General features: G+C 26.7%; 8 protein-coding genes. 3 read left to right on the forward strand and 5 right to left on the reverse strand.

The window, feature by feature from the left end:
* Positions 1-137 precede the first annotated feature (137 nt).
* Positions 138-1,079, forward strand: coding sequence for a DNA (cytosine-5-)-methyltransferase (gene dcm / locus CCANL266_RS04275; protein ID WP_172231860.1), 942 nt, complete (start codon positions 138-140; stop codon positions 1,077-1,079).
* On the opposite strand, the gene CCANL266_RS04280 is transcribed toward dcm, so the two are convergent.
* Positions 1,076-1,270 carry a type II toxin-antitoxin system HicA family toxin gene (locus CCANL266_RS04280; RefSeq protein ID WP_172231863.1) on the reverse strand — a complete coding sequence of 65 codons (195 nt, stop codon included), beginning with the start codon at positions 1,268-1,270 and terminating at the stop codon, positions 1,076-1,078. The genes dcm and CCANL266_RS04280 overlap by 4 nt on opposite strands.
* Positions 1,263-1,478, reverse strand: a complete 216-nt coding sequence (locus CCANL266_RS04285; RefSeq protein WP_172231866.1) for a type II toxin-antitoxin system HicB family antitoxin — start codon at positions 1,476-1,478, stop codon at positions 1,263-1,265. Before CCANL266_RS04285 ends, CCANL266_RS04280 begins: the two co-directional genes overlap by 8 nt.
* Before the next feature lie 84 nt (positions 1,479-1,562).
* On the opposite strand from CCANL266_RS04285, the gene CCANL266_RS04290 reads away from it, so the two are divergent.
* Positions 1,563-10,157, forward strand: a complete 8,595-nt coding sequence (locus tag CCANL266_RS04290) for an SNF2-related protein (RefSeq protein ID WP_172231869.1) — start codon at positions 1,563-1,565, stop codon at positions 10,155-10,157.
* Between the two features lie 261 nt (positions 10,158-10,418).
* Here the strand turns inward: CCANL266_RS04290 and CCANL266_RS04295 are convergent, their stop codons facing one another.
* From CCANL266_RS04295 to CCANL266_RS04300, 3 genes are read right to left on the reverse strand one after another with little or no spacing between them, the layout of a single operon-like run.
* Positions 10,419-11,333: a hypothetical protein gene (locus tag CCANL266_RS04295; protein WP_172231872.1), complete on the reverse strand. Its 915-nt coding sequence runs from the start codon at positions 11,331-11,333 to the stop codon at positions 10,419-10,421.
* 10 nt (positions 11,334-11,343) lie between these two features.
* Positions 11,344-11,469, reverse strand: a complete 126-nt coding sequence (locus CCANL266_RS09665) for a hypothetical protein (protein WP_263450552.1) — start codon at positions 11,467-11,469, stop codon at positions 11,344-11,346.
* Positions 11,466-12,698 (reverse strand): hypothetical protein, encoded by a 1,233-nt coding sequence (locus CCANL266_RS04300; protein ID WP_172231875.1) that lies wholly within the window; start codon positions 12,696-12,698, stop codon positions 11,466-11,468. The genes CCANL266_RS09665 and CCANL266_RS04300 overlap by 4 nt, the downstream gene beginning before the upstream one ends.
* Before the next feature lie 178 nt (positions 12,699-12,876).
* On the opposite strand from CCANL266_RS04300, the gene CCANL266_RS04305 reads away from it, so the two are divergent.
* On the forward strand, positions 12,877-13,101 hold the full coding sequence (locus CCANL266_RS04305) for a helix-turn-helix domain-containing protein (RefSeq protein ID WP_172231878.1): 225 nt from the start codon (positions 12,877-12,879) through the stop codon (positions 13,099-13,101).
* Positions 13,102-13,989 lie beyond the last annotated feature (888 nt).

Raw genomic sequence — 13,989 nt, forward strand, 5'->3', positions numbered from 1 at the left:
TATTTAAAAATGCAGTTTTAAAAGAACTTTATAAAAAATTTTGCAAATTATACATAAAATGATTAACTTTTCAATAAAATTTATAGCACCAATTAACTTTTAGCAAATAGTTATTCTAAAAATAAAAAGGATGATAAATGTTAAAAGTTGCAGGGTTTTTTGCAGGTGCTGGCGGTATAGAATTAGCTTTTAAAGAAGCAGGATTTAATATAATTTATGCGAATGAAATAAATCCACAAGCTGCTAAAATATACGAAGCAAACTTTTTTAAGCATAAAGTTGATGTTAAAGATATAAAAGATGTAAGCGATGTTCCTGATTGTGATATTATCGTGGGTGGTTTTCCTTGTCAAAGCTTTAGCCTTGCAGGTAAAAAGCTTGGATTTAGTGATAAGGTTAATGGTTCTTGCTTTTTTGAATTAGCTAGAATAATAAAGCTTAAAAATCCAAAGGCTTTTATGCTTGAAAATGTAAAAGGTTTAGTAAATCACGATAAGGGTAAAACGCTAGATATTATTAAGAATACTTTAAAAGAATTGGGCTATCACTTACATATAAATATTTATAATGCAAAGGAATACGCAAACATTCCGCAAAATAGAGAAAGAATATTTATCATTGGCTTTAAAGATGAAAAGGCTTATAAACAATATAAGTCTTTAAAAAAAATACCTTTAACTAAAAGTATTAAAGATTTCGTAGATTTTTCTGCTTTAGTGGATGAAAAATATTATAAAGATGAAACTTATGTAAAATATGAACTAATAAAAGATATAAAAAAAGATAAAATCTATACGATATCTTTTAAAGATGTTAGATGTAGCGTTGATGACGTTTGTCCTTGCTTGCTTGCGAGTGTGGGTAAAGGTGGTGGAAAAACGCCTTTTATAAAAACAAGCGATGAAAAAATTAGAGTATTAACTCCACAAGAATGCTTTAAACTACAAGGCTATCCAAGTGATTTTATCTACCCGCAAGATGTATCTAAAACACAGCTTTATGTAGCTGCAGGAAATAGCGTAGTAGTGCCGCTTGTAAAAGCAATTGCATTAAGCATAAAAGAAGCTTTAGAATATTAATTTTTTATAAGTTCTAAAACTTGTTTTATTATTTTTGGGTGCAAGTTTTTGCCGCTATGAAAAGGCAAAACCATTCTTAAATTGTCTTTATAATATATCTTATGACTACCTTTTTGTCTATCAAAAATAAAGCCATTTTTTAAAAGCAATTTCTCACATTCTTTAGCGGTTAAAATTGGCAATTCAGGCATAATTACCAACTTGCAAAGGTACTATTGAAATAAAAGCATTTAAAAGTTTTAATCTTTCTTCATTACTTAAACTCTCTAAATATAATTCTGTCGCTTCTTTTATGTTTTTTAATGCTTCTTCGTAAGTATCGCCTTGTGAAACACATCCTTTTAGGTTTGGTACATAAGCATAATATCCGTTTTCATCTTTTTCTATAATTGCATTCATTCTTACTCCTTTTTTAAAATTATAGCACTAAAACTAAATTTTACAAAAGGCTAAACTCTTTTAAAAATTAAAGGAGTGTAGAGCGTGAATAATGATGAGTTAATAAAATTCTTAGATGAAAATCCAACCTATAAAGATGAAATAATTAAAAAAGCAAAAAATCAAAACTTACAAAATCAAGTAGAAAATATAATAAATGATATGGATACAAGCAATAACGAGTATTTAAAGAATATAATCCCATCGCAAGAAAAAATCCCGCAAGAAAAAATACAAGAGCCAACAACACCTACGCAAATACCTACACAAGAAAGCAATTCACAAGCACAAATAGGACTAAAAGAAAAAGATGTATTGCCGAACAATGATAGTGTTAAGGGGGTTAATAATTATGATGAATATTACAACAAGCTATCAGAAAAATACAATATAAGTATAGGTGATTTAAGAAATCTACATAAAGAAAACGATTATAAGGATTTAGAAAAAATACCTGGCTTATTAGATAATGTAGTTTTAGAGCAAGGAAAAAATGATTTTAAGCCTATAAAAGAAGTTTTATTTAGTGAAGTGGGAAGAGTAAGACAATCAACAAATAATCAAGAATTTTATGGGCTTAACCAAAATGAAACTAAAAAAATTTTAAATAATTTATCATCTAATTATGAAGTTGATGAGAGTGAAGTAATACAACTATACAACAATTATGTAGAAAAAAAAGTTTTAAACGAGCAAAAATATTTAGGTGTTAAGGATTTTTTAAAAGAACAAAACAATATAGATGAAGATGAAATTCAAGATATTAGGGCAAAAACTGATTTAGTAGTTCAAGAAACATTTAAGGATTTTGTAAATATTGGCAATGCTTTTTTAAATGATGATAAGTCTAGCATAAATGAATTAAACGAAAAAAAAGAAAAATCTATACAAATGCTATCGCAACATTTACAAGATAATTATGGCTATTCGGTAGTGCAGTTTGAAAATGGAGAATATGGAGTAAGAAACTTAATAACAGGTAAAATAACGCAGATGGATATTGATGCTGGGTTTTGGAAAAAAACTAATGCTAATAAGTATGAGATTTTGGGTTCAATCGGCGGTGCTTTTGCAGGTGCTCATCTTGGTGGTGGAGTTGGTCTTTATGCAGTAGCAAATGCAGCTGCATTAGCAGGTGCTAATTTAGATTTAAATAGTGCATTGAATTATTTAAATATTAATATGAGTTCAGCTGAACGCATTTGGCATTTAAGCAATACCTTAGCTGCTAATCTAACTTTAGACTTAGCAACAATGGGTGCGGGTAAAGGATTAAAAGTTGTATCAAAAAAAGTTATACTGGGTGCGGGTAAAGGATTAAAAGTTGTATCAAAAAAAGTTATACCTAGTAGTGCTTTATTTACTAAGGCAAAAAAGTTTGTTGGTGGTAGAGCTATCGGTTCAGCAAAAACATACGCAAAAGATTTACAAATAGATGATGATGTGTATGAAGTATTGCTTAATGCTAATGAAAAATATAAATTTGCTGATTTAAGCAATTTACAACACAATCAAAAAACAAGAGAAAGAATGGCTGATGTAGTACTTACAAATACTTTAGGTAGAATTGGAAAAAGAGAAATCACACAAGAGCAAAAAGAAATTCTATTAAAAGCATTAATAAGTGAGCAAGGCGTAGATAATTTAATTGAAGCAGTACAAAAAAATATAAGCTATGCACCGCTTTTAGAAAAAAATATTATAGGAGCGCACACAAGAGCTCTTCATAATTTTTTAGGGCAAATAAAAGATAGTACTAGTGAAGAAGAAATAAGCAAGATAATTTTTAATAATATTAACGAGATTAAAAACAACTATACAAAAGTTTATGAAAAAATAAAGAAAATTGATAAAAATGAAAATCATAAAGTTGATATAAAAGAATTTTCAAAGCTATTAAATAATTTTTTAGAAAGCGATACAAATATAGCACACTTAACAAGTAAGCAAAAACAAAAAAAGTTTTTTAGGGGATTTGAAAATATCGTTTTTGATGATAAGCATAATTTAAAAAGTTTTAATGCTAATGAATTAATAGAAATTAGAAAAGAACTTTATAATTATTATTATTCAAATACAAATAAAGGTGCTTTAAAAAAAGATTATAAAGCTTTAAAAGATATTTTAGATAGTAAAATATATGATTATTTAGAAAAGCTTGAAACAAGTGGACACAAAGAATTAGCAAAAGAATTTAAAGCAGTAAATGATGATTATCACTTTTATAAATCAGTATTATTAGATGATACCATAGGTTTAAAAAAGACAATAAATGATGAAGTGCTAGATAATAATGCTTTTTTAAATGCTTATGAAAACTTATTAAAAAATGATATAAGAGATAAAAGTGGAGTAAATTATTTTCATAATTTTATATCAAAACTAAGTGATGAGCAAAGAGCAAAGATTGAATTTGCGATAATTGAACGCAATTTAAGTAAGAATGTTTTTACGCAAAGACTTAGCGAAGTGCAAAGTTATGCGTATGATAAAATAGCAGATAGTTTAAAAGGTTATAACTTTTTATCGCAAACTAGCAAAGACGCAGTAGAACTAATTGATGTTTATTCAAAGTTTTTTGCAAATGATATAAAGATATTAAAAGCAATTAGTAAAGATGCTACAGAACAATTATCGCAAGGTATTAGCCAAAATCCTAAACATAGATTTTTTACTATGCTAAGTAATTTATTTATGCAATCTATGAAAAAATATATGTTTTGGACTGACGCAGGAAAAAAGGCTGCGTTTCAATATCATATCTTACAAGGCATTAAACATTCTAAAAGCATAAATGATTTTAACGAATATTTAAAAACGAGCTATAATTTAGCAAAAGATAGCAAATTAGCTTATTCAAACATTTTAAAAGAAATGGTTGATGATACAGAAAAAATGTTGGATATAAAAGAAGAAATCATAAAAGAAAGCACAAAAGGAAGACTAAAAAAAGCAAAAGAAAAAAAAATAAACTTAGATAATGTTAATCACAATTCAGATAAAGTTGATTTAATAAATGCAGGTTTTACTAAAGAAGAAGCTAGTAAAATGACCCTAAAACCGTTTGATGAATTAGGTGCTTTGGGTTCAAATAATGAAATATTTAAAATGGATTTTAAGAAATTTATAAATAAAATAAATGATAATGAAGAAGAATTTTACAAAAGGAGATATTTATTAGATGAAAGAACAAATTCAACAAGTGTTAAATTCAGTGCAGATGATAGATTTAACGAATTATCGCAAGTTAATGGCGTTAAAAGAGATGATATTATCACTACCGAAGGAAGAACAGCAGAGCCTAACAGTGGAACTTTGGGGGATACAAGAAAAGAGCCTTTTAAAACAGATACTAGAATACGAGAAAATACAGATGAGCGATTGGCAAATACAGTATCTAAGCAGTTACCTGATACCGACTTGGCTAGATTATCAGAGCAACGAAATGCTAATAGCGTTAATGCAACAAAAGCTATGGATGATACTAGATACGATAACGCAGAATTGGCAAGTGATAACAGAGGAGATTTATCCACCGCAACAAACACAAGAGCAGCAAAATCGCAGAAGAATGGTAATGAGCGATTTAGAGCGACTACTGATACTAATAGACTTGAACGAGATAGAAGAGTACGACAACAATATGCAAGAAGCCAAAAGAATATTATCTACAGCGTTAAGCTAGAAAAAGAAGAAATAATAAATCATCTAGCTAACAAAAAAGCTAAGCAGAAAATAACAAAAGATTTAAGCGATGAAAATACATTAAACGAAAGCATAAAAGAAGCAAAAGAGCAAAGGACTTTAAGCGAAGTTGCTAAAAATTATGATGGTGGTATTAATAAAGCAAATATTAATACAAATATACAAAGCTTAAAATTATTAAAAGAGCTTGAAGACACAAATAGACTTGCTAATGAAGAAGAGCAAAGATTGTTAGCTTCTTTTAGTGGATTTGGCAAAGACGCACAAAAAGTATTTAGCGAAGATAGTAAATATCTAAAAGAATTAAAAGAGTTTTTAGATGATAGCGAGATAGAAGAGCTTAAAAGAGCTACGCTAGATGCGTATTTTACCCCTACTGCAATTGTAAATAATATGTATGAGATAATGAAAAAACAAGGCTTAAATAAGGGTGATTTAATCCTTGAGCCTAGCGTCGGATTAGGTGCATTCGTTAGGGGAAAAAGTGAATATAGCTTTAATCTAGTAGAATTAAATCCACTCATCGCAAAATTTACAAAACAACTTTATCCATCATCAAAATTAATAAATGATGATTATATAAAAACTACTGCTAAGGCTAATTTTATCTTAGCAAATCCACCCTATGGCAATATAAAGACCTTTTATAAAAACGAAGAGCTAAATATACATAATGCTTTTGTTAAAAAAATGATTGATGATTTAAACGATGGTGGAACGCTAGGTATGATAATAACTCATTCATTCGTTGATAATATGGATAATGCTATGAAAGAGTTTTTATACAAAAATGCTGATTTTGTTACGATGATGAAAGTGCCAAATAAAGCTTTTAAAGACACCGAAGTAAATACTGATATTATTTTTCTAAAAAAAGGCACAGGACAAAATATAGATGATATGCTAAATAATTTTTATGAAAAATACCCACAAAACTTACTAGGTGCAAGTAAAAGCCAAAAAACAAATCAATATGGTAAGCTTGAAGACTATTTTAGTGGTGGTGCATTAGACAAAGCTTATGCAAATGATGGTATAAAAATTAATTTAGATGATGTTAAAATCTATGAATATGAAAAAAATCCTATCATAAATAAAGAATTAGACCAACCACTACTAAAAGCTAGAGAATACTATAATAAAAACGCCGATGAAGTAAGAAGTGGCGAAGTGTATGTAAAGGATAATAAAGTATATTTTAATGATAGCGAAATAAAGCTAAATGAACTTGATAAAACAAGAAAAAGTGCTTATAAAAAATTTATTGAACTTTATCCGCAAATAAAAGCTTTAAGAACTACATTAAATTCTTTAAGAGAAGCAGAGTTAAGCGACGCTAAATTAGATACTATAAATCTACTTAGAACTAAACTAAATCACGATTATGATGTTTTAGCAAAAAAGCTAAAAAATGATAATATATTTAACTCTCACGCACTTAAATACGGACTTGAAAACGACGCTTATGCTTATGAGCTAAAAGCATTAATTAGCTATGATGAAAAAACAAAAAAATACTATAAAAACGACATTTTTCACAAAAGAGTGTTTAATCCAATAAGAGCAGAAAGTAAGCCTGAAACAATAGTAGATGCTTTTTATTATAATCAAAATAAAAATTATGCTTTTTCTTCAAAAAGCTTAAGCGAGTTGCTAGATAATAAATTTAGTGCAAACGAGATTGAAAAAGAGCTTTTAGATAAAGAATTAATTCTTAAAAATCACAAAGGCGAATTAATAGACACAAATGAATTATTAAGTGGTGATTTGTTAGAAAAAATAGCAGATTTTAAAAACGCTAAAACATTAGATGAATATCAAGCAAAAACACTTGAAAAACTAGAAAATGCTTTGCCTGAAAGAATTAAAATAGATGATATTAGCTTTTCTATGAACTCAAATATAATAAAAGAAAAATATATAAAAGACTTTTTTAGCGATACTTATAAAGCTAATATAAAAGAAATTATAAAAGAGCCAAATACGAGTAAGATTGATATAATTTTTAGTGAGCTTGGAGAACACAAGCTTTTTGTAGATGATTTATATAAAACTTATGATATTAGCGATTTTGCTGATATTATTTTAAATAATAAACAAGTAATAGCACAAAAATACATAAATAAAGAGCTAGTAGTTAGCGATACAGGAACACAGGCCTTAAAAGGGATAATAAGCGATATTAAGCTGAAGTTTGATAGCTACATAAGAAGTAATTATGCAAATGAAATTGAAGAAAGCGTATATAAGCTAAATGCTAAGATAAATAAATCTTATGAAAACTCACATATTAGCATAGCTGGAATGAATGCTGATATTAGTTTGTACGAGCATCAAAAAAGTGCAGTAGCACGTGTGCTTGATAATAAAGCAACTTTTATTGCTCACGAAATGGGCTTAGGTAAAACTATGAGTATTGCAAGTAGTGTAATGAAGCTAAAAGAAGTTGGCAAAGCAAATAGGAGTATGATAATAACTCCAAAAGCAGTGGTAGGGCAATTTGCTAATGAGTTTAAGTTTTTGTATCCAAATAGCAAAATCTTAATGATAGATAAGTTTGATAAAGCAAATCGCTTAAGAACTCTTAATATGATGAAATATAATGATTTTGATGTATGTATCATAAGTCACGATAATTTTAAAAATATAAAAATCAATGCTGAATATGAAGCTAGTTTTATAAGAAATGAAATACAAGAGCTAAAAGATACAATTGAGCGAATTAAAAAAAGAGATAATGAAAACATAAATATAAAGAACTTGCAGTTAAGAATGGAAAATGCCGAAGCTAAGCTAAAAAATAGACTTGAAATCGCAAATAATGAAAAAGATAATGTATTTTTTGATGATTTAGGCATAGATGCACTTTTTGTAGATGAAGCACATAAGTTTAAGAATATGAGCTTTTATTCAAGTTTTAAAAACTTAAAAGGACTAGGTAGCGAAAAAGCAAGTGATATAGCTTATGATATGTATATAAAAACTAGCTTTTTAAGAGATAATGATAAAAATATCGTTTTTGCAACAGGAACGCCACTAAGTAACAGCATAACAGAACTTTACTCATATATGAGAATGCTAAAACCTGAATTGCTTGGCGAATACAATATACATTCGCTAGATGATTTTGTAAATACTTTTGCTAAAGTTGAAACTGTGCTAGAACCTAACGCAAAAAATGAGCTAGTAGAAGCAACTAGAATAACTGATATTGTAAATATAAAAACTCTTAAAAATATGCTTTTTAACGTAATGGATTATGTGAGCAATAAAGAATTAAAAGAGTTTTGGCAAGAAAGAGCTAAAAACGGTGATTTGATAGCTCACGATAAGCTAAGACGCTTAGCACCTAATATTGAGCATATAGAGGTGGCAATAGAGCCAACAAGCGAACATAAAGCTAGAAATAGATTATATGCTAGTTTTTATAATGACTTACAAAACGGCAAAGACCACGCACTTGCAGGATTAGAACATTATAAAAAAATGTATGAAGAAAATAGACTTAATGAAAAATATGAAGGTAAATTTTCAAGCGATAAAGTGTATGTGAGAAAACTTGCTGCTAATGGAGAATTAAACGCAGCAAGGATGAATGATAGTATTGATATAAGAATTAATGGTGGAACGCTAGATGATGAAAATTCTAAAATCAATACAGCAGTAAAAAATATAATAAATACTGCTAAAGAGTGGCAAAAAGATAAGGGAACTCAAATAGTATTTTTAGATAAATCAAATGCTATGCAAGATGAGATAAGACAAAAACTAATAAAAAGCAGTGAGTTTAAAGAAAGCGAGATTATAAATATTAGAGATTTTGACAAAATCACAAATGAAAACAAAAGAAATGAAGAAATAGCAAAAGCTTTACAAAAAATGCAAGATGGAGAAGTCCGTGTCCTAATAGGCAGTAGACAAAAACTTGGTGCTGGAGTGAATGTGCAAAAGCGTATAGTAGCATTACACAATATAGACGCTCCGTGGAACGCGGCTGATTATATGCAAGCGTTAGGTAGAGCTGAAAGACAAGGAAATGAACTAAATCAAATCTATGATAATTTTAGTGTAAAAAGCTATAACTATGTACTTAAAGAAAGTTTTGACGCTAAAGTTTATGATATATTAAAACATAAACAAAATATATCAAGAACCTTTTTTACAAAAGATAGCAATTTAAATAGTGCTGAAAACTTTGCAGGAGATATACCATTTGAAACAATGTCAAACCTTGCTAATGGAAATGAATTAGCAACTAAAATGCACGAGCTGATGAAACAAAGAGCTACTCTATTAGAAAATAAAGCTGCAATTGAAGCTGCAAATACTAATAACGAGCAAATGCTAAGCAAAAATCAAGCACTTTTTAGCAAGGCAAACAAAACGCAAAAACTAATAAAAAGCCTTGATGTTAAAGAAGACGAGAATGTATTAATTGGTAGTAAAGAATATCCTAAAAATAGTGATACAAATAAGCTTATAAAAGAGCATTTAAGGAGCAATCAACATTCGCACGATTTTTTATTAAGTTACGATGGAGTAAATATAAATTATCAAAGAAAAAGCTTTAATAAATATGAGCTTTTTATATATGATAAAATCGATAGAGTTGATACAAGATTTGATTTAGTAAAAGAGTTTAGCTTAGATGATAATACAAATATACTGCAAAGATTAAAAAATAGTTTTGCTAAGTTTGATGATATAGTAAAAGAGCAAGGAGAAATGAAATACAATGCACTTAAAAAAATCAACGAAGCAAAAGAATATAAAGTGCAAGTATTTAATGATGATGAAAAAATTACAAAGCTAAACAATGAAATCGCAGAGCTTAAAGCAGAAATTGAAAGACAAGTAAAAGCAGCAAAAGAACAAGCGTTTAATGAGTCTGCAAAAGAAGAAGTTAAGTCTAAATTAAGCGATGATTTAAAGTGATTATGTAAAAAATAATGCTAGAGATTATTTATACTCTAGCATAGCATTTATTTTCCTAATTCTAGCTTTTTGTTTGAAATATTTTGCAGAGCGCCTACGAAAAAATAAAATAAGAGATAAAAAAAGACTTGAATATTTAAAAATATAAGATATAATTATTTTGTTTAAATGCAAGTTTTGCAACTTTGATTGCAAAATCATTTAAAAGGACAAGTAAAAAAAGGGTTCTGTGATTTAATCACACCCCTTTTCATATAAAATTTATTGTAATTCTTGCAATAGATACTCATATAAAATCTCTGTACCTTGCAAAATGATAAATTCTTTTGCTTCTTTTATTTGCTCTAATGTATCATTCTTTAAAGTATTTTTAATTTTTTCTTCTAAATCATATAAAAGTTCATCAATGATTTTATTATCTATATTATGCTCTTTAGTCCAGCAAAAATCTTCATAAAGACTTGTTTCATCTCTATTTATATCATATCTGTAATAAAAATCTTCATAGATAACTATTTCATCTCCTGAATTAAAAGCTTCATCTCTAAAAGTATCTTTTGCTCTTTCTTTAAGTAATTTTTTCGTTTCATCATCTAAATAAGCTATGTCTAAAAAATCATCTGCACTATCAAAATCTGCATAAGTATATTTAGCGTATAGATTTAAGACTAACTTTTCGTTTTGTATTGAAAATTTTGGATAATCAATGTCTATAAGCTCTATATAATCTTTTTTATATTTGCACTTTAATTCATCTTCTATAGCACTGTCGTCTATAGTTTTTGATGAATAATCATCATCTAATAACTTGTTTAAGATGTCTTTTGCATCTTGTATATTTTTGTCTAGTATTTGTTGCTCTGCTATATCTGTAAGATATAAGTTTTCGTTCAAATCTTCAAAAACTATTTCTAATTTATCTTCATAGTTCAAACTATTTTTAAAATATTTTGAATATTTGTTTTTATAAAAATAATAGCTAGTATTTATTTCTTCATTTATAAGCTCAAACAAGATTTCATCTTCTCTATTTGCATTATCTTCTTTGTATCTTGCTAAAACTAAACGATTATATTCATCATCATTGATTATTAAATCGGTTGGATGAAAAGTTTTTTTATCTTTTAAATACTCTGTTACTTTTTGTTCTACTGACTTTAATGTAATTTTTTTCATTTTTCACTCCTTAAAAATTAATATAATTGTATTTTTTAAAATTAATTTTTTGTTTTTTTGCTTTGTTTTGGTGGTTGATGAGTTTTTTTAAAATCTCATCATTTTTTAACAATTCTAAAAATATTAAATAATTCATATTATCTCCTTCTTGAATGAATAAGTAAGTTTTTTAGTAGCGCTATTAGCACTTTCGTATCTAATTAGCGTTGCTGTATTTTTCATATCATCTATAATTAGATTTGATAAATTCTCTTTATTAATTAAATCTGAATGTAAAATTTCTTCTTTTAGCTCTTTTGTATAAGCTAGATTTATCAATTCATCAATTTTTATTTTGTCTTCTTCTACAATTAAGCTTTTTGTTGTGTCGTTTAAAAAACTTATTATGATTTTTTCTTTTTTCTTTGACTCTTTATAATCTTTGATTATTTCTTTTACTTGCGTTTTAAGACTAACTAATTCTTGTGCTTGTTCGTTTGAAAGCTCTAAAAAAAGCTCATTATTTTTAAAATAATTTATAACTGTATCTGCGATATTTATTTGCATAGTTCTTTTTAAAAAATTAAAACTTTGTTTAAAAAGTTTTTGAATTGATGATGCTTTTACAATATATTTAGTTAAAAAATCTTTAAATTCATCATCGCTTAAACTAGAAAATTCACTTAAAACTAATTCATAATAAGTCTTTTTTAGCTCTTCATTTTTATTTAAAATAATTTTTTTGTATTTTTGTGTGTCGCTTAAAATATCTTTTAAAGATAGATTTTGTTTTAATTTAAATCTTTCTTTATTGTAAGCATAGATTTCTATGCTATTTGATGTAAAGCACTCTAAAAGCTTTTCATTATAATTTTGATTTGCTTTAAAATTTTTTAATACTGAATTAAAATGATTATTAATTTTTGATGATTTTTTATAATGCTCATTTGTACTTATTAATCGCTCTTTTTCTGCTTTTATATATTGTTTTAAAAAATCAAAATCATATTTTAGCTTTTCACATAAATATCTAAAGCCTAAACAACTGTTATTTAAGATGAAGTCCTTGTATTTTATTTGTATTTTACTTGAAAACGCTTGCATATACATTGCATTCTTTTGTAGTAATTCTTGTATTAAATCATCATTTAATGTTAGTTTAATATTTAATTTAAAAAGCTTTTTGTGTAATTCTTCATTTTTAAATATCTGCTCGCTTAAATTAATATCAACTATCTCGTATTTATCTAGCTTTGTATTCTGCAACTGCAAAGGTGAAAGCTCATTAATGCTTTCATCTTTTACAAGGGTGATAATTTCATCTAAATTCATATTTTTTATGATTTCTTGATTTTTGTATTTTTTTAAGATTTCTTGTGAATTCATTCTTTTCTCCTTTTCATTGTAAATATTACAAAATATTTTGTAATTTATCCAAAATTGAGTGAATAGTAACGCATTAAACTTAAAATAAACTTAAATTACTAAATTTTTTACAAAAAATATTGTAAATTTAACAAAGATATGCTAAAATGCTCTCTTAATTAAAAAAAAGGAGAAAAAAATGAGCGGAAAAGAATTTAATGAAAGAATAAAAAAACTAGGCTTAAGTGTAAGCGAGTTTGCAGAACTTACAGGACTTACAAAAGACGCTGTTTATGCTTGGAGTAGAAACAGTAAAACAACGCCTGATTGGGTAAAATCTTGGCTAGATAATTATGAAAAAGCACTACTTTTAGAAAATATAAAAAATGCTTTTTCACAAGCGTTTTTAATAGATAAAAAATAATTTCTAAAAGTTTTTGAATGTGTATTTAAAGAATAAAAGAAAAAATCTTAAAAAGCTATCAATTATTTGTGTTAATTGATAGCAAATATTTTTAATTATACAAAGCGTAAGTATCTGTAAAAATAATTTTTTCTACACTGCAACCAACTCTCCTTTTTAAATCATCACAAAATTACAACATAATAAACTTAAAATAAACTTAAATTATTAAATTTTTTACAAAAAGTATTGTAAATATAACAAATATATGCTAAAATTAATATTGTTAAAAAATGTTATTTTTTTATAGCTTTCTTAAAATCTTTCAAAAATACGCTTAAAATCAAAAATCTTTATACAGAACATACTTAGATACTACTTTTTTATTTAAAACGATTTTTGATATGTTTTTGTTAATTTAAAAGCATAATTTTTAAAACTCGCCGCCCCATTTTTTTTAAGATTTTATTTTTTTTAAGCTTTTTAGCATTAAAAATAAGAACTTTTGCAAATTTTTGCAAGGTTTTTAGACAATTGTCTATATTTTTTTAAAAAATTCTAATTTTTTCTAAAAATATTTTTTTGTTTTTTTACTGATTTTTTTTGCTTGTTTTATATTGAAAACTTTTTTCAAAAAAAATATTTTTTAGCACATTTAGCACAAATTGCAACGCAAAACTTTTTTTAACATTGCTAAAACTACTATTATGTAGATAAATTAACGATTATGTACTGATTTTTAACACAAATTCGGATTTGCAAAAATGAAATTTTTTCACAAAAAAAATACAAATTAAAGCACAAACAAGAAAAATTGCAGAAGTGAAAAATCATAAAATTACAGAGGGCTACTTTGCCCATCGTAATCATTACCCCTAGCTATGCAAATAATCAATTCTTTTAAAAATT

The organism is Campylobacter canadensis (genome assembly GCF_013177655.1).
In the GTDB taxonomy this organism is placed as follows: Bacteria; Campylobacterota; Campylobacteria; order Campylobacterales; family Campylobacteraceae; genus Campylobacter_E; species Campylobacter_E canadensis.